Source organism: Mesorhizobium sp. WSM4833, from assembly GCF_055811095.1.
On record NZ_JBVVQG010000004.1, the window covers coordinates 1 to 16,188 of the forward strand.

General features: G+C 63.5%; 17 protein-coding genes. 13 read left to right on the plus strand and 4 right to left on the minus strand.

The features are described 5' to 3' along the window. Nucleotides 1–113 (plus strand): 2-oxo acid dehydrogenase subunit E2 (locus tag AC0L2D_RS08365; RefSeq protein ID WP_366212405.1); only part of this gene is annotated, 113 nt, incomplete at its 5' end. Between the two features lie 113 nt (nucleotides 114–226). Next, a complete protein-coding gene (locus AC0L2D_RS08370) occupies nucleotides 227–595 on the plus strand; it encodes a hypothetical protein (protein WP_013529317.1) in 369 nt (122 codons plus the stop codon). Here the strand turns inward: AC0L2D_RS08370 and AC0L2D_RS08375 are convergent. Then, on the minus strand, nucleotides 592–1,563 hold the full coding sequence (locus AC0L2D_RS08375; protein WP_027162947.1) for a sugar-binding transcriptional regulator: 972 nt from the start codon (nucleotides 1,561–1,563) through the stop codon (nucleotides 592–594). The genes AC0L2D_RS08370 and AC0L2D_RS08375 overlap by 4 nt on opposite strands. Before the next feature lie 258 nt (nucleotides 1,564–1,821). Here AC0L2D_RS08375 and AC0L2D_RS08380 point away from each other — a divergent pair, with 258 nt between their 5' ends. The 6 genes from AC0L2D_RS08380 to AC0L2D_RS08405 all read left to right on the plus strand — a co-directional run bounded on the left by AC0L2D_RS08380 (nucleotide 1,822) and on the right by AC0L2D_RS08405 (nucleotide 8,864). Beyond that, entirely contained in the window at nucleotides 1,822–2,808 is a 987-nt protein-coding gene (locus AC0L2D_RS08380) for an ABC transporter substrate-binding protein (RefSeq protein ID WP_013529319.1), read from the plus strand. A 92-nt stretch (nucleotides 2,809–2,900) separates the two neighbouring features. Beyond that, nucleotides 2,901–4,604, plus strand: a complete 1,704-nt coding sequence (locus tag AC0L2D_RS08385; RefSeq protein WP_473540792.1) for an ABC transporter permease — start codon at nucleotides 2,901–2,903, stop codon at nucleotides 4,602–4,604. Beyond that, on the plus strand, nucleotides 4,592–5,671 hold the full coding sequence (locus tag AC0L2D_RS08390; protein WP_473540793.1) for an ABC transporter ATP-binding protein: 1,080 nt from the start codon (nucleotides 4,592–4,594) through the stop codon (nucleotides 5,669–5,671). Before AC0L2D_RS08385 ends, AC0L2D_RS08390 begins: the two co-directional genes overlap by 13 nt. Beyond that, entirely contained in the window at nucleotides 5,671–6,837 is a 1,167-nt protein-coding gene (locus tag AC0L2D_RS08395; RefSeq protein WP_473541009.1) for an MBL fold metallo-hydrolase, read from the plus strand. The genes AC0L2D_RS08390 and AC0L2D_RS08395 overlap by 1 nt, the downstream gene beginning before the upstream one ends. After that, nucleotides 6,834–7,592, plus strand: a complete 759-nt coding sequence (locus AC0L2D_RS08400; protein WP_013529323.1) for a 5'/3'-nucleotidase SurE — start codon at nucleotides 6,834–6,836, stop codon at nucleotides 7,590–7,592. The genes AC0L2D_RS08395 and AC0L2D_RS08400 overlap by 4 nt, the downstream gene beginning before the upstream one ends. 108 nt (nucleotides 7,593–7,700) lie before the next feature. Continuing rightward, nucleotides 7,701–8,864, plus strand: a complete 1,164-nt coding sequence (locus AC0L2D_RS08405; protein WP_275954309.1) for a DUF930 domain-containing protein — start codon at nucleotides 7,701–7,703, stop codon at nucleotides 8,862–8,864. On the opposite strand, the gene AC0L2D_RS08410 is transcribed toward AC0L2D_RS08405, so the two are convergent. Further along, nucleotides 8,861–9,535, minus strand: a complete 675-nt coding sequence (locus AC0L2D_RS08410) for an HAD family hydrolase (RefSeq protein WP_275954308.1) — start codon at nucleotides 9,533–9,535, stop codon at nucleotides 8,861–8,863. The two genes, AC0L2D_RS08405 and AC0L2D_RS08410, sit on opposite strands and share 4 nt — an antisense overlap. Before the next feature lie 94 nt (nucleotides 9,536–9,629). After that, a complete protein-coding gene (locus AC0L2D_RS08415; protein WP_027162939.1) occupies nucleotides 9,630–10,271 on the minus strand; it encodes a hypothetical protein in 642 nt (213 codons plus the stop codon). Between the two features lie 196 nt (nucleotides 10,272–10,467). Here AC0L2D_RS08415 and AC0L2D_RS08420 point away from each other — a divergent pair, with 196 nt between their 5' ends. From AC0L2D_RS08420 to ptsP, 5 genes are all read left to right on the plus strand, one after another. Next, nucleotides 10,468–10,905 carry a transcriptional regulator GutM gene (locus AC0L2D_RS08420; protein ID WP_473540794.1) on the plus strand — a complete coding sequence of 146 codons (438 nt, stop codon included), beginning with the start codon at nucleotides 10,468–10,470 and terminating at the stop codon, nucleotides 10,903–10,905. An 88-nt stretch (nucleotides 10,906–10,993) separates the two neighbouring features. Further along, nucleotides 10,994–11,755 (plus strand): PTS glucitol/sorbitol transporter subunit IIC, encoded by a 762-nt coding sequence (srlA, locus tag AC0L2D_RS08425; RefSeq protein ID WP_013529328.1) that lies wholly within the window; start codon nucleotides 10,994–10,996, stop codon nucleotides 11,753–11,755. 16 nt (nucleotides 11,756–11,771) lie between these two features. Continuing rightward, nucleotides 11,772–12,773: a PTS glucitol/sorbitol transporter subunit IIB gene (gene srlE, locus AC0L2D_RS08430; protein ID WP_013529329.1), complete on the plus strand. Its 1,002-nt coding sequence runs from the start codon at nucleotides 11,772–11,774 to the stop codon at nucleotides 12,771–12,773. A gap of 108 nt (nucleotides 12,774–12,881) precedes the next feature. Beyond that, nucleotides 12,882–13,262, plus strand: coding sequence for a PTS glucitol/sorbitol transporter subunit IIA (locus AC0L2D_RS08435; protein ID WP_013529330.1), 381 nt, complete (start codon nucleotides 12,882–12,884; stop codon nucleotides 13,260–13,262). A 56-nt stretch (nucleotides 13,263–13,318) separates the two neighbouring features. Continuing rightward, nucleotides 13,319–15,298, plus strand: a complete 1,980-nt coding sequence (ptsP, locus tag AC0L2D_RS08440) for a phosphoenolpyruvate--protein phosphotransferase (RefSeq protein ID WP_473540795.1) — start codon at nucleotides 13,319–13,321, stop codon at nucleotides 15,296–15,298. 14 nt (nucleotides 15,299–15,312) lie between these two features. Here ptsP and AC0L2D_RS08445 read toward each other — a convergent pair whose 3' ends face one another. Continuing rightward, nucleotides 15,313–16,110: a hypothetical protein gene (locus AC0L2D_RS08445; protein WP_473540796.1), complete on the minus strand. Its 798-nt coding sequence runs from the start codon at nucleotides 16,108–16,110 to the stop codon at nucleotides 15,313–15,315. Nucleotides 16,111–16,188 lie beyond the last annotated feature (78 nt).

Genomic DNA, 16,188 nt, shown 5'->3' on the forward strand with positions numbered 1-16,188 from the left:
TGATGTCGGTGACGCTGTCGACCGACCACCGCGCCGTGGACGGTGCGCTGGGTGCCGAACTGCTGGTCGCCTTCAAGAACCTCCTTGAAAATCCGATGGGCCTGCTGGTCTGATCCACCAAGCAGAAGCCGGCGCCGACTGATGCGCCGGCTTGCGACAGAAACGACTTGTCAGGCGCTGACCCTTGACCCATGTTCTATCTGGATTGCGATCCAGGGAGGCCAATATGCCTGCATTCGACCCATCTGACGTCAAAACCCTGTTCGGCAAGGTCATGGGTGCGTCGCCATCCGACATCAAGCTGGTGGCGCAGCGCCTGCACGACCACGCCTTCGAGCCTCGCATGTCGGCGGAGGAGACCAGGCAGCTCGTCGCCAGCCTCGGCTATGACAGTCTGGACGCGTTCTGCGCCGACATCGGTCTGCCCACGCATATCGCCGAGCGGTGGAGCCGTTTTGGTGTTTCCGGCGAGATGAAGCAGGTGTTCACACTGTTGGCGGCGCAGCGCAAGCGGGTGGCCGAGGCGATCGCCGAATTCGAATCCATGACCCATGTCGGCGTCGAGGATTTTTTGCGCGAGCGCGGGCTGATCTAACCGCCCTTGGCAAGCAGCGCCGTGGCGGTATCGCTGTCAGTGATCAGCACATTGGTGTCGACGGCTTTCAGTGCGGCGAGGATCGCCGCGACCTTGCGCTTGCCGCCCGCGGCGAGAACCACATTCGGCACCTTGCCGACCACATCGAGATCGATGGCCATGACACGCCCGTTTACCTCGTGGTCCACCAAACGGCCATTGGCATCGACGAAATAGCACAGCATGTTGGCGACCGCGCCCTTCGCTTTCAACGGAGCGATCAGCGATGACGGAACGATGCCATGCCGGAAGATGGTGGCGTCCGGCGACATGTCGCCGACGGTGAGCAGCGCGATGTCGGCGGCGGCCGCGCGTTGGCGTACATCCTGCAGGGTCGGCTGCGCCCAGAGGAGATCGCGCAGCGAGGAATTGTCGACCGTGACCGGCGCGGTGATCTGGTAGCTGTCGACCTCGAAGACATCGGCTACCTTGGCGGCAACGATGGACGGATTGATCCATTGCGAGTGCGGCAGGCTGCCGACGAGCGCCACCACACAGGCACGCTTCAACTGCCGGCGGGCAAGGAAGCCGAGGCTGGCATGCAGGGTCGCGCCGCCACCGATGGCGAGCGTCATGCCGTCCTGCATCTGCTCGCCGAGATAGGCCGCGACGGCATGGCCGATGGCTTTCTCCAGATGGTCATGCGCCGAAGGCGTCGGGATGACGACGGCGGCATTCAGACCCCAGCGCTTTTCCAGTCCCCGCTCGAGCGCCACCTGCCCGGCGGTCGGCGCGTTGATCATGGTGACGACAATGCCCTCGGCGGTGCAGGAGGCCAGCGTACGCATGACCTTCACCCTGGAGACATCGAGCTTTTCGGCAATCTGTTCCTGGGTGAAACCTTCGACATAGTAGAGCCATGCCGTCTTGACGGTAAGGTCCGACGATACCATCGGCAGGCGAGCCTGTCTGGGTTTTTCTGTGGTCATCGGTTCCTGTCCCTCATGAGCCGTGGCCTGACCGGTGCTCATCAAGGAAATACCGGCCGGATGTCAACTGATGCCGGATCTGCGGCGTGTCGATTGTCGCACATTGCTGTTCATTTGTAATTGACATCGTACATATGAACATATTTTGTGGGTTTCACGCGCTGTGTCATCCACCAGTCATATGCGCCGTGCAGGGAGGAAGAGACGGGGAGCCGGCCAGAGCCGGACCGGTCATGCACAGAAAGACAGGAGGTCTCATTGAAGACGCACTTCATCAAGCTGCTGGCCAGCCAGCTGGCGCTCGCAGCAACTTTGTTTGCCGGCGTGGCAAACGCCGAAACACTGACGCTCTACACGTCCCAGCCGGAAGCCGACGCGGCCAAGACCGTGGATGCCTTCAAGAAGGCGCAGCCGGGTATCGATGTGAATATCTATCGCTCCGGAACGAGCGACATCCTGACCAAGATGGCGGCCGAGTTTGCCGCCGGCAGCCCGCAGCCCGACGTGCTTCTGATCGCCGATGCGGTCTCGATGGAGCTGTTGAAGAAGGACGACCGGCTACTGCCCTATCCCGAGGCAAAGCTCGATGGCATCGAAGCGGATGCCTATGACGCCGACAAGACCTATTTCGGCAGCAAGCTGATCACCACCGGCATCGTTTACAACACGGCGGCGACCGAGAAGCCGCAGCATTGGGCCGATCTTGCCAAGCCCGCCTATGCCGATGGCCTGGTCATGCCGAGCCCGCTCTATTCGGGTGCCGCCGCCTACCTGCTTTCGGGCTTCGTCGGCGACGCCAATTATGGCTGGGATTTCTTCCAGAAGCTGAAGACCAACAACACCGTCAGCGTGCGCGGCAATGGTGCGGTGCTGAAGTCGGTGGCATCGGGCGAAAAGCCCTATGGCATCCTGGTCGACTTCATGGCGATGAACGCCAAGAAGAAGGGTTCCCCGGTCGAGTTCGTGTTCCCCTCGGAAGGTGTGCCGGCAGTGACCGAACCGGTCGCCATCATGAAGACCGCCAGGAATGTCGACGGCGCCAAGAAGTTCGTCGACTTCATTCTTTCCGATGACGGCCAGAAGCTTGCGCTTTCGATGGGCTATCTGCCGGCGCGCGCCTCGGTCGGCCGCCCCGAATGGCTGCCGGAAGGCGTCCAGGTCAAGGTGATGCCGTTCGACACCAAGGCAATCGTCGCCAAAACCGACGCCGACAAGGCGAAGTTCTCGGAACTGTTCGGCGGCTGAGCCGGCAATCCAGTCAGGGGTGCCGTCCCAGCGGTATCCCTGACGGGCAAAACCCCGATCGCCTCGGCTGATCGACCCCAGGAAACGCAATCATGTCAACACGGATCAGGGAAAGCCGGGGCCAGGAAATGGTCCTGACGGCGGCGGTAGCCATCGTCATCGTCCTGCTTTCCCTGCTGCCGATGCTGCGCCTGATCAAGGAGATCGTGGCGCCCGGCGGCACGCTGTCGACCGTCGCGATAAAGGCGGGGCTCGCCAGTCCGGCGACCTGGATCGCCACCTGGCACACACTGGTCGTCGGTATCGGCGGCACCCTGCTTGCGGTGCTGTCTGGAACGCTGGTGGCCGTCCTCGTCACGCTGACCGATATCCGCGCTCGCAGCGCCATGGTGCTCTGTTACGTCATGCCCTTGATGATCGCGCCGCAGGTGACGGCGCTGGCCTGGCTGCAATTGTTCGGCCCGGCAAGCCCGTTCCTCAAGCTGTTCGGGGCGGCACCGCCGCTCGGTACCAGGAACCCGCTCTATTCGACATCGGGCATCATCCTGCTGCTCGGCGTGCAGTATGGCCCGCTGGTTTTCCTGTTGGTGCGCGCCGGGCTGCGCAAGCTGCCGCGCGAGCTGGTCGAAGCCGCGCGGGCGGGCGGTGCCGGCTGGTTCACCGTGCTGGTCACCATCGTGCTGCCCTTGATGACGCCGTCGATCATGGCGGCCGCTGCTCTTGCCTTCGTCTCATGCGTCGGCAATTTCGGCATTCCGGCCTTTCTCGGCATTCCCGCCAACTATCTCGTGCTGCCGACGCTGATCTATCAGAAGCTGGCCGGCGGCGGCCCCGCCGTGCTCGGCGAAACCGCATTCCTATCGGTGCTGATCGGCATTATCGCCATGGCGGGCATCCTTACCCAGGAGATCATGAGCCGCCGCCGCGACTATCGCATCAGCTCCACGTCGCTTCCGGCCGAGCCCTATGAGCTCGGCCGCTGGCGGCCCGCCGTGCACGCCGGCATGTGGCTGCTGATCATCGTGGTGCTGGTCCTGCCGCTGTTCGGGCTGGTTCTGACATCGCTGGTGCCGGGCTACGGCATTGCGCTCACCGCCAAGACGGCGACGCTCGACAATTATCGCTTCGTGCTGTTCGAGCATGATGCCGCCAGTAGGGCTTTCTTCAACAGCTTCTGGCTGTCGATCGCGGCGGCCTTCTTCGCGGTTCTGGTCGCCGTGCCGATCGGCTATCTGATCGCCTGGGGCAAGCAGCGCTGGGTGCGGCTGCTCAATCTGTCGGTCGAACTGCCCTATGCCTTGCCCGGCGTGGTGCTGGCGATCGCCTCGCTGCTCATGTTCCTGCGGCCGATCCCGCTGACCGGCATCCAGCTCTACAACACCGTCTGGATCATCCTCTACGCCTATCTCGCCCGCTTCCTGGTGCTGGCATTGCGGCCGACCATCAGCGGCTATCACCAGATCGACCGGGCGCTGGAGGAGGCGGCGCAAGTGGCCGGCGCCGGGCTGTTCACGCGCATGCGCACGATCATCTTTCCGCTGGTGGCACCGGCGGCGATCGCCGGCGGGCTACTGATCTTCATGACGGCGCTCAGCGAACTCACCGTCTCGGCGCTGCTGTGGTCGTCCGGGTCGGAGACGATCGGTGTCGTGATGTTTTCCTTCGAGCAGGGCGGCGATTCCAACTATGCGGCGGCGATGTCCGTCATCACTGTGGCGGTCACTTTCCTGTTGATGCTGGTGACCAATCTGCTTGCCCCCTACCTTCCGACCGGAGTGCTGCCATGGCGCGATTGAGCCTGGACAATGTGACCAAGAGCTTCGCCAATTTCGATGCCGTCAAGGACGTATCGATCGATGTCGGCGACGGCGAGTTCCTGGCAGTGCTCGGGCCGTCCGGCTGCGGCAAGACCACGCTGCTGCGGCTCGTTGCCGGATTCGAGAAGGTGACGTCAGGCGAGATCCGTATCGGCAGCGAGGTCGTGTCGGGCAAGGGCGGCAGCGTCGCGCCGGAAAAGCGGCGCGTCGGCATCGTCTTCCAGAACTACGCGCTGTGGCCGCACATGACGGTCGCCGAAAACATCGGCTATTCGCTGAAGGTGGCGAAGCTCGACAAGGCCGTCGCCCGCCGGAAGGTTGAAGACGCACTCGCCCTCGTCAATCTGCAAGGGCTGGGCGAGCGTCGGCCGGCCAATCTGTCCGGCGGCCAACGCCAGCGCGTGGCATTGGCGCGCTGCCTTGTCGCGGCGCCCTCGTTGGTTCTGTTCGACGAGCCGCTGGCCAATCTCGACGTGCATCTGAGGGCCTCGATGGAGGACGAGTTCGCGTCCTTCCACAAGCGCACCGGCACGACGATCGTCTACATCACCCATGACCAGGCCGAGGCGATGGCGCTGGCCGATCGGATCGCGGTGATGGATGGCGGGCGTCTTGCCCAGCTGGCGACGCCACGCGAACTCTATCATGAGCCGGCAAATGAAATGGTGGCTTCCTTCATTTCGCAGGGCATTTTGCTGCCCGCGGATGTGTTGAGCGCGGAAGAAAGAGGGCACTGCAAGGTCCGCGTTCTCGGCGCTGAACTGATTGTCCGCTGCCGGCCAGGCGAGCGGCCGCGAACTGGGGCAAAGGTCTGCTGCCGGTCGGCCGATCTCGACGTGTCGCCGGACGGTCCCGGCTTCGATGGCCTGGTCAAGCGGGTGATCTATCAGGGCGGCTCGGCGCGCATCGAATTCACGCCTTCGACCAATCCCGACCCCACCTTGCATTTCGAACAGCCAGATCCGGTCGCGCTGGAGAGCGGAGCCCAGGCACGCCTGCGGATACGCTCCGGCTGGCTGATCCCGGCGGCGGGGGCGGCATCGTGATGATGCTCGACCTGCTCGGCGGCTTTGGCGAAAAGGGCCGCACCAGCCTTGCTGTCAGCAGCGGCAAGGATCGCATCCTGCTCGACGTCGGCATCAAGGTCGGCGCCTCGGGGGCGGACTACTATCCGGCGCTGAACGGCTCGGTCGCCGACATCGATGCGCTGTTCGTCTCGCATGCGCATGAGGATCATGTCGGCGCGCTGAGCTGGCTGCTGTCGCGGGGTTATGCCGGTCCGATCTTCATGACCGCCGAGACCCGCGACGAGGCGCCTGCCACGCTCGCCGGCTATGCTGAGCCCGAGGATTTCAGGCGGTTTCCTTTTCCCGAAGATCGCATCGAATTGTTCGAACCCGGCGACACGTTGAACAGCGGCAATCTTACGATCCGGACGGGACGCTCCGGACATGTCGTGGGCGGCGTGTGGTTTGCCGTCGACGATGGCGAGAGCCGCGTCGCCTATTCCGCCGATGTGGTGCCGGACAGCAATGTCTTCGTCATGGACACCATCCCGCACTGCGACCTGCTTGTCCTCGATGCTTCCTATGGCGCCGATCCGGTGCCGGGGGCGGCGCGGGCGCTCGAAATCTCGCAATGGGTTGCGAGGCATTCGGACGGGTGTCTTTTGCCGACGCCGCTCTCTGGTCGCTCGCTGGAGCTGATCGCGGCCTTGCCAGGGCCGTTCGCCATCCATGCCGGCATGCGCTCGTCCCTGGAAGCGCAGATCGGCGCCACGGCAGCCCTGTTGCCGGGCGTTTCAACGTTGCTGCGCCGCCGCCTGCAAGACGCAGCCGACTGGACCGATGCCGATCCCCTGCCGTCCAATCCGCTGCTGGCGGATGACGGCATGGGTGAAGCCGGCCCATCGTCGCGCCTCTTGCCGCGTGCCGACCATTCCGGTTTTCCGGTGCTGCTTACCGGGCATCTGCCGTCAGGTTCGCCGGGCGATCTGTTGCACAAGGCCGGCCGGGCGGACTGGGTACGCATGCCGACCCATCCGACGCTGTCGGGCAATGTCGATATCTGGGAGAAGGCCGGCCGTCCCGCGGCACTCGGCCATTCCTGCACGCCGGACCTTCTCGGCGACCTGCAAACCCACATCCCGTCGCTGCGCACGCAGTGCCGCACCGGCCAGCGCATAGTGGTGTCGGAGGCAAGAAAACGATGAGAATTCTGATCTGCAACGATGACGGCATCGAAGCGTCGGGGCTTGCCCGTCTGGTCGCGGCCGCCAGCGCGTTGAGCGGCGATGTCTGGGTGGTCGCGCCCGACGGCAAGCGCACCGCCGCCGGCTCGTCATTGACGATTGCCAGGCCGTTGACCATGCGGCGCCTCAAACCGAACTGGTACGCCTGTTCCGGCACCCCGGCCGATTGCGTGGTAAGCGCCATGACCTGGTTGTTCGCCGATACGAAGAAGCCAGATCTGGTGCTGTCGGGTGTCAACGATGGCCGCAACGTTGCCGAGGACCTTGCCTATTCCGGCACGCTCGGCATTGCGCGGGAGGCCACTTTCTGGGGCGTTCCGGCCATTGGCTTCTCACGCGTGAAAAATCCTGATTTCACCGATGGCGACGACCAATGGCTTGGCGCGCTGATCGTGTCCCTGTGGCAATCGCGCGCCGACTGGGCCGCTGAGGGTCATTGGCTGAGCATCAACCTGCCGACCTCGCTGCCGGCCGAAATCCGCCAGCCGCGCATCGGTCGCGACAAGATCGCCCGCAAGGCCGAGATCGTGGAGAGCGACGGCGACCGCACGGTCATCACCGTGCCGCGCGGGCGGGCTCACGACAGCCAGCCGGGCGACGAGAACGACGCGATCGATGCCGGCTTCATCAGCATCAACCGGCTGAACTGGCTTGGCGAGACGCGGCTGGACGAACGGTTTCTGGACGGGATCCCGCGCCAGCGGCAAACTGGCTGACCTGAGGTCTGCGCGTCGTCATCCGATCACCAACCTGTCAGCGGTTAAATCAAGCCAATCCACTACCTATGCTTGAAGCCGCCGCTATTTCATTCCACATCGGTGCGGATGAAGGGCGAAACAGGAGAACGGCGGCGGCATTTGCTGTGGGCTTTGCCCGCATCGCTGATCCTGCATGCGCTCATCGCAGCGTTTCTGATCTATGGCCTGCCGAGACCCGAGCAGCAGCCGGTTCAGCAGGAACAGCCCGTCAATGTCGCGATCGTGCCGCCGCCCGAGAAGCCCAAGCCGAAACCTGCTCCAAAGCCGCCGGAACCGACACCTGAAAAGAAGGCTGAAAAGCCGCCTGAACAAAAGCCGCCGCCGCCGAAACCGCCAGACGACCAGGTTCTGAAGCGCGTTTTCCAGTACGGCCAGAAAGATACCGGGCCGGAGAAATCGCTCGACGGAAGCAGCGCTAAACCCAACACGCCGTCGCCGGCCAAGGATGAGGCTGCAAAGCCGCCTGTCGCGCCGACACCCGCGCCGACGGAGCCCGCCCCGGCTGCAACGCCACAGCAGAAGGCAGACCCCAGCAAGCCTGACGAGAAGCCGGCCACCGTTGCGCCGGACGAAAAGCCCGCGCAAGGCGAGGAAAAGCAGGCGACCGAGGACACCGACAAACAGCAGCCGGACAAACAAGAACTCGCACCGCAACCTGACGAAAAGCAAGCCGTCGTGACGCCAAAGCCATTGACGGCTGAGACCGGTGACAAGCCGGCGCCTCCAGCTTCGACTGGAAAGGCAAAGTCCAAACCTGCCAAGACAATGACGTTCAAACCCGCAAGAGCTTTCAAAGCGCCGATCGGGAATGCTGGAAGGTCAAATCCCACCAACGACGACGTTGCAGGATCACCAATCTATTCCGGCCTTCCGGGCGTCAGAAAGCTTTACTCGCAAGGGGCAACCGGCAATGCGTTCGCTACAAGCTCCATGGAGAATGTGCCGCGCGGTCAGCGGGTGGCCACCCTTTGCGGCAACGTTCTGAGCCGGGAACTGCAAAGTGCCGACTATACGGTCAAATGGGTGCCAACCATTACGCTGGACAAAGGCAATGTTCTCAATCCTCCGCAGGCCGCCTTCAGCACCAGAAACGCTTGGTACAACCTAAATTTCCGATGCGAAGTCGACGCCGATGCGACGAGGGTCCTGTCCTTCAACTTCCGTGTGGGCTCACTCGTGCCGCCTGGCGAATGGGCCAGCCGTGGATTCACAAAATATCGTCTAAACTAGGCCGGCACACCAAATCTAGCCAATTGCCGGCTAACTTCTTGCCAGTCGGCGCAGACGAAATCGGCACCGGCAGCCGTCAGCCGCGCGGCGTGCTCGGCATAGGTATGGCCGCCACCGGTGTAGCCGATCGCCGTCATGCCGGCGGCGATCGCGCCCTGGATGCCGAAGGGCGAGTCCTCGATGACGATGCAGTCACCGGGATTGGCGCCGATCTTGTCCGCCGCGAAGAGGAAGATGTCCGGCGCGGGCTTGCCGTTCTTGACCATCGAGGAACTGTAGATCGCATCGCCGAAGAAACGCGCCAGCCCGGTCACCGCAAGGCTGTGGTTTATGCGCTCGACGGAGGAGGACGAGGCGACACAGCGGTCGCCTGCAAGCGCCTCCAGAAAGGCAGTGATTCCCGGTGTCGGCTTCAATTCCTGCGAGAACAGCACCTTGGTCTCGGCCCAGATGTCGCCGTCCGCCGCCGCCGGAAACTGGTGGCCGGTCAAATCTTTGATTCTGGCGATGATATCGGACTGCTTCATGCCGATGCATTGGGCGATGATGCTGGTGTTGACGCCGGGCATGCCGTGCTTTTCGTAGACGCGCTCATAGGCGCGGGCGGCCAGAGGCTCGCTGTCGACAAGAACGCCGTCGCAATCGAAAATAATAGGCCTTGGTCGCGCCACGCGTTTCCCTCTCGAGTCAATTTTCGCACATCGCTATCGGCAAAAAGTCAAATGTTCAATAGCACGTGCGTTTTTGGGGACGCGAAGAGCGGGCTCAAAGCTGGCGCAACGCATCGCTCGCACGGGAAGACCCGAGCGCCCGTTGCATGGCTTGCCGGGACTGCGCGCGATCCGGGGTGATCCAGTTCGGTTCGGCGCCGAGAAAGCGGTCGAGGAAAGCCACCGCATAGGCCGGCATCTCGGTCACATTCTCGCGATAGGACCACCAGGTGCGCAAATCGTCGGCGCATTTGTCGATGCCGGGTGCCGTGCCGAATTCCTGCTCGTGGATCGCCGAAATCACCGAGACGCAGTAGTTGGTGTAGAGGAAACCCTCCGGCCAGAAGCGGACGATTTCCAGCGTGCCGGCGTTCGTTTCCGTCTCGATCAGCTGCGTGAGGCCGGAGATTTCCCTGGCCGGCGCCTGTTTTATCAGCTCACGCAGCACGAGGCCGGCGGCAAAGACGATGAAGTCGGCGCGGTCGATCGCGGCGAAGCGCTTCTGCGCCTCCATGATCTCGACCCAGTCGAGAAAGGCCCTGGTGAGCTTGGCCTCGTCGATCTCGAAGCGCACGCCGAACGTGTCCGAGACCACCTTGGCGCTGCCGCGAAAGGTGGCGCGGAACCAGCGCAACTGCCGCAGCCGATGGCGAAGATCGGGCATCAAGGCCAGTTCGTCCCTGAAGGGCAGGTCCATGTTTCCTCGTATCCTGTTTCCCGGTCAGCCTAGCACAAGCGCGCCGCCGCCGAAATCTGTCAGCGGCCCTGTGGATGACCGCTTCAGAGGCCAATATCATACATATTGACATTCTCGGAAACAAATGTTCTCACTTTGCTGTTGTCACGCGCCGGTCCAAGGTGCGATTCAACTGAGGCTTCGGGAGGAGAACCGAATGGCGATTTGGCAGTGGGGACTGCTTCTGCTGGTTATCGTGTGGGCGCTGCAGTCGCTCGGCGTCTGGCTGCAGATGCGGCATTATTCGGATGTCTTCAGGGGCGTCACCGACCAGTACAAGGACGGCTTCGTCGGAGCCGGCAATTTTCGCGGCCGGTTGGCCAAGGGCACCATCGCGCTCGTGGTGGTGACGCCCGATCTGGTCGTGCGCCGCCTGATGGTGATGAGCGGCCGTTCCGTCTTCACCAAGTTCAAGAGACATGAAGAATTCGAGGGTGGCCCCCTCGATCGACTCCGGTCCAACCCTGCAATCATGGGGGAGGGGGAACCCGGTGTGGCCGAGGCCGTGAAACGGGCGATCGAGCAGATCGACAAGACACGGTCGGAGCCGGGGAAGAAGCCGGGCCTGTCCGGTTTGAACGTAGCAAGGGCTTAGAGCCGGATGATTTCGGGCTCTAAATCAAAGGGATAGAGGACGCCGCGCACCGACTGGGATCAACCGGCGGGTGGCATAAGGAGGAGAAATGTCTGTATTTTCGTTGTTGGCGCAGCATGCCGACATGGCCGTGCACAATCTGCATGTCGCAGGTGCCATGGTTTCGGATGCCGCATTGCATGGCAAGCTCGCTGTCGAGCATGCCTCCGACCATCTCGTTGTCCTCGCACAAGCGGACAGCGGACCGATCACCGTCGATCAGTTCAAGGAAAAGCTGAAGGACGTCCAGCAGGAAGAGCAGCTCGGCTGGCTGACCGCCATCGGCAAGTACTTCATCGGCATCTTCCAGAAGGGCGGCGAGGTCTTCGCCGGCTTCGTCACCGGCATCATTCCGACGCTGGTCGTGCTGATGACGGCCTTCTATGCCGTCACCGAACTGGTCGGTGAAGAGCGCGTGCATGGCCTGGCGCGCGGCGCCGGCCGGATCGCGCTGACGCGCTACACGCTTTTGCCGCTGCTGGCGGTGTTCTTCCTCACCAATCCGATGGCCTATACGTTCGGATCGTTCCTGGAAGAAAAGCACAAGCCAGCCTTCTATGACGCGGCCGTGTCCTATGTGCACCCGCCGCTCGGCCTGTTCCCGCACATCAATCCCGGCGAGTATTTCGTCTGGGGTGGCATTCTCGTCGCGCTGCTGGAGCTGGAAAAGAAGGGCGTCGTCGTCGCCGGCTACCACGTCAAGGTGGCGATCTGGTACGCCATCGTCGGCCTCGTCGTCATCCTGCTCAAGGGCATGCTGACCGAACGCATCACCGCGATCATGGCACGCCGCCAAGGCGTCGAGCTGTAAGGGCGGGGAGGACATCATGGCCAAGACATATAAAGCCGTAAAAATCTCCCAGGGCAAAACCGGCTGGGGTGGCCCGCTCATCATCGAGCCGACTGAACAGCGCAGCAAGGTGGTTTCCGTCACCGGTGGTGGCATTCACCCGGTGGCGCAGCTCATCGCCGACATGACCGGCGCCGAGGCCGTCGACGGCTTCAGGGCACCGCCGATCGAAAGCGAGATGGCGGTTGTCGTCGTCGATTGCGGCGGCACCGCACGATGCGGCGTCTATCCGCGCAAACGTATCCCGACCGTCAATCTGACGCCGGTCGGTCAATCCGGGCCGCTGGCCCAGTTCATCACCGAGGACATCTACGTTTCGGGCGTGAAGCCGGCCAACATCACAATGGCGGACGGATCCGAAACGATCACGACTGCAGGGGGAGCAGCAGCGATGAGTTCAAACAACAATGCGACCGCGGCACCACAGCCGCTGCCGAGCGAAGGTGGGCTGATCGGCCTCATCAGCACGATCGGCCGCGTCATGGGACGTATCGTCGGCATCTTCTTCAATGCCGGCCGCCGCACCATCGACCAGGTCATCCGCAACGTGCTGCCGTTCATGGCCTTCGTGACCATGCTCATCGGTCTGATCCTGTATACCGGCATCGGCGATGTGCTGGCGCAGCCGATGGGTCCGCTGGCCAACAACATCGTCGGCCTGCTGATCATCTCGGCGATCTGCGGCCTGCCGTTCCTGTCGCCCATCCTCGGGCCAGGCGCTGTCATCGCGCAGGTCATCGGCGTCGCCATCATCGGCCCGCAGATCGCCAACGGCACGATTTCGCCGGCAATGGCACTGCCGGCGCTGTTTGCCTACAATACCCAGGTGGGCTGCGACTTCGTCCCCGTCGGCCTGGCGCTCGGCGAGGCCAAGCCTAAGACGATCGAAATCGGCGTTCCGGCGGTGCTCATCAGCCGCCAGATCATGGGTCCGGTCTCGGTGCTGATCGCCTGGGTCGTCAGCCTGATCGTGTTCTAAGGCAATTCCGGGAAAAGCGCACAATGCTTTCCCTTGGAAACTGCGTCAAAACAAAGAGATAGAGCGGTTCACCGCTCTAGGGAAAGTTGAGAAAATGAGGTTCGCCATATGACGGTTCTTTTGAGAACACGGGTCACTGCCATCGGCCCCGAAGTGGCGGACCTTGCCGAAGGGGGCGTGGTCATCCTGTTTGCGGATGGCTCGCCGCCGGAGCTTGCCGAGGTTTCGGTGCTCCACAAGGCGGAGCAGGGACCAAGTGACGGAGCGCCCGCCAAGGGCGCTTCGATCACCCTCGGCCCGGTTGCCGCTGTTATCACAGCGGTCGGCTCCAGCGCGTGGAGCAAGGTGCTGGAAATGGGCCATGTCGTCATTTCGTTCAACGGCGCTACCGAGGCCGAGAGACCGGGCGAGATCTGTGCGTCGCAAGTCGATCCGCAAGCGCTCGTGGCCGCCCTGAAGACCGGCGCGATCATCACCATCGCCGCCTGACAGCATTCGCGCCGCGGCCCATGTTGGGAGCGGCGCCCAAAACCAGAGTATTTGCCATGGAACGCTCGACCATCGTCAGAGTGCATGAAGGTTTGCACGCCCGTCCCGCGACGCGGTTCGTGAAGCTCGCCAAGGGCTTCGAATCCGACGTCGAACTGGTCAAGGACGGCAAGGCGGTCAGCGCCAAGAGTTCGGTCAAGCTGATGCTGCTGGCGGTCAAGGAGAACCAGGAAGTCACGGTGCGGGCGAATGGTGCCGATGCCATCGAGGCGCTCGAGGCGCTGATCGGCTATCTCGAGAATCCGCGGGCTGGCCTCGATGACGAGGCGGAAGCGCAGAGCCCGGCCAACGATGCCGGGCAGGAAGCGGCACCCGCGCCGGGATCCGTGCCGGCGGCACCTGGCGGGGCAAACCGCTTGCATGGCGTGGCCGCCAGCGAAGGTTTCGCCGTCGGCCCGGCCTTTGCGCATTTCCCACCCGATATCGCTGGACAGGGCCGGATGTTGCGGGCCGAGGAGATAGAAGGCGAGATCGACCGGTTCCGCACGGCTGTCGGCGCGGTCCAGGCCCGCATGGATCATGCGTTGGCGCAGGACAGCCTGTCGGCTGGAGACCGCGGCATCGTCGCCGCGCTGCGCGATATCGCCGCCGACGACAGCCTGACTGGTGAGGCCGAGGGCCTGATCAAGGGCGGCAACGACGCGGTTTCCGCCGTCATCACCGCCGCCTCCACCATTGCCGCCGAATTCAGCGCCGTCGACGATCACTATCTCAACGCGCGGGCGGATGATGTCCACGCCGTTGGGCGGCAGATTTGCCTGGTGTTGCTGGGCCAAGACGATGTCAGCCTCGAAAACATCCCCGAAGGCGCTATCCTGATCGCCGACGACATCGGCGCCTGGGATCTGGCACGCGCGCCGCTGAAGCGTATCGGCGGCGTGGTGTGCGGTCATGGCGGCGCCACCTCGCACATCGCCATCATCGCGCGCTCGCACGGCATTCCGGCCGTGCTCGGCCTCGGCGACCAGGTCAATGCCTTGCGTACCGCGCGAGACGTCGCGCTCGACGGCAATGCCGGCCATGTGATCATCGACCCCGACGAGGCGACCCGTGCCGATTTCGCCGGCCGCGTCGAAGCGGCGGCAAAGGAGCGCGCCGGGCTGACCATCTTCAAGACGGTGACGCCGAAGCTCGCCGACGGCAGGATCATCGAGGTGGCGGCCAATATCGGCTCACTCGAGGAAATCGAAGCGGCGCAAGAGGCTGGTGCCATGGGCATCGGCCTGTTCCGCACCGAGCTTTTGTTCATGCGCCATATGCATCTGCCCTCGGAAGACATGCAGGCCGAGACCTATGCGGCGCTGGCCAAGGCTTTTGCGCCTTATCCGGTCATTGTGCGCACGCTCGACATTGGCGGTGACAAGCCGATTGCCGGCATCGAATTTCCCGACGAGGAAAACCCCTTCCTCGGCTGGCGCGGCATCCGCATGTGTCTCGACCGGCCCGACATCTTCAAGCACCAGTTGCGGGCGCTGCTGCGCGCAGCCGTGCACGGCAACATCAAGGTGATGCTGCCGATGGTGTCCGACCTCTCGGAGGTCAGGCAGACGCGCGTGCTGGTCGACGAATGCACGGCCGAGCTGAAAGCCGAAGGCGTGCCGCACGCATCATTCGATCTCGGCGTCATGATCGAGACCCCGGCCGCCGTGCTGATCGCCCCGGCGCTGGCCAAGGAGGTCGCTTTCTTCTCGATCGGCACCAACGATCTGACCCAGCACATCATGGCCGCCGACCGGCTCAATCCGACCGTCGCCAAGCTCAACGATGTCACCAATCCGGCCGTCATATCGGCGATCGAAATGACGGCAAAAGCCGGCGTCGCCGCCGGTATCATGGTCGGCATGTGCGGTGAGGCGGCCGGCCGTCCGGATCTGATTGCGACCTTCGTGAAGATGGGGCTGACCGAACTCTCGATGAGCCCGGCTTCGATCCAGCGCGCCAAGAAAGCGATCATGGCCATGGCCGCCGAAGGCTAGCCCAGGCCGGCTGACTACGGCAGATGGGCAAGCAAGGTGGCGAAGACCGGTGTCAGCTCAGCGATCGGGTTTGCCTTGGCGCAAGCCTGAACGATGCGATCGTGGCGAATATCCGCCGCCAGGATCGCGATCTCCAGCATATCCGGCTCCGGCGCGCCGTCCCTGCCGGTGGTCGCCAGGCCGCAGGCCAAAGCGAGCGGCGCCAGGCAGCTTATGTCGAGCGCCCGGCCGCCCGCCGGCGTTCCCGGCACGGTCTCGGCAAAGCGAACGGGAGGCTGATTGAGGCACTCGACCAGCAGCGCCGAGCAGGTGGCCGCGATTGCCTGCAGTCCGGCACCCGGCGCGGCCAATGCGGCCAGGAGATCGCCATGCCGCTTGCGCATCGTGGCATGGACGGCCGCGAAATCGGCTTCGTGGATGCGGGCATTGTCGACGTTCAGGCCGGCAAGCACCGCTTTGGTCAGATAATACATATCGCGCCGGAACAGGCGCTCGGCGTCCAGTTGGCGATCCTCGTTGCCGACCGGGAAATAGGTGCCGAGGCCCTTCACCGTGGTGCCGTCCACCTTGATCGGGCGCTCATGCGGGACGAAAGCTTCGGCGATCGACAGTGCTTCGTCGACGGCACTCGCGGCATGGCTGAGCAGGCCTTCGATGCCCTTGCCTGGAAACGGCGGCAGATGGCTGGTTGCTTCGCGCAGGATACTGGCATCGCCGCTGCCGTCATGGCGGCTCTGGCGGATGATTTCGCGGACTTCCCGCAGCCGGTCCTTCAGATTGACGCGGACATCTTCGGAGATTTGTCGGAGCATCGCGGATCGCCTTGAAATTTGCTGCGGATAGCCGACCGGGCAGCCGCCACTCTCTACATTGTTCCTATCGATAGGTAG

Excerpts from the sequence above, each read along its gene's own strand:
- AC0L2D_RS08400 (WP_013529323.1), top strand. The coding sequence starts at position 6,834 with ATGAGAATTCTGATCTGCAACGATGACGGCATCGAAGCGTCGGGGCTT.
- AC0L2D_RS08370 (WP_013529317.1), top strand. The coding sequence starts at position 227 with ATGCCTGCATTCGACCCATCTGACGTCAAAACCCTGTTCGGCAAGGTC.
- AC0L2D_RS08435 (WP_013529330.1), top strand. The coding sequence starts at position 12,882 with ATGACGGTTCTTTTGAGAACACGGGTCACTGCCATCGGCCCCGAAGTG.
- srlA (WP_013529328.1), top strand. The coding sequence starts at position 10,994 with ATGTCTGTATTTTCGTTGTTGGCGCAGCATGCCGACATGGCCGTGCAC.
- AC0L2D_RS08405 (WP_275954309.1), top strand. The coding sequence starts at position 7,701 with ATGAAGGGCGAAACAGGAGAACGGCGGCGGCATTTGCTGTGGGCTTTG.
- srlE (WP_013529329.1), top strand. The coding sequence starts at position 11,772 with ATGGCCAAGACATATAAAGCCGTAAAAATCTCCCAGGGCAAAACCGGC.
- AC0L2D_RS08420 (WP_473540794.1), top strand. The coding sequence starts at position 10,468 with ATGGCGATTTGGCAGTGGGGACTGCTTCTGCTGGTTATCGTGTGGGCG.
- AC0L2D_RS08415 (WP_027162939.1), bottom strand. The coding sequence starts at position 10,271 with ATGGACCTGCCCTTCAGGGACGAACTGGCCTTGATGCCCGATCTTCGC.
- AC0L2D_RS08375 (WP_027162947.1), bottom strand. The coding sequence starts at position 1,563 with ATGACCACAGAAAAACCCAGACAGGCTCGCCTGCCGATGGTATCGTCG.
- AC0L2D_RS08445 (WP_473540796.1), bottom strand. The coding sequence starts at position 16,110 with ATGCTCCGACAAATCTCCGAAGATGTCCGCGTCAATCTGAAGGACCGG.
- AC0L2D_RS08395 (WP_473541009.1), top strand. The coding sequence starts at position 5,671 with ATGATGCTCGACCTGCTCGGCGGCTTTGGCGAAAAGGGCCGCACCAGC.
- ptsP (WP_473540795.1), top strand. The coding sequence starts at position 13,319 with ATGGAACGCTCGACCATCGTCAGAGTGCATGAAGGTTTGCACGCCCGT.
- AC0L2D_RS08385 (WP_473540792.1), top strand. The coding sequence starts at position 2,901 with ATGTCAACACGGATCAGGGAAAGCCGGGGCCAGGAAATGGTCCTGACG.
- AC0L2D_RS08390 (WP_473540793.1), top strand. The coding sequence starts at position 4,592 with ATGGCGCGATTGAGCCTGGACAATGTGACCAAGAGCTTCGCCAATTTC.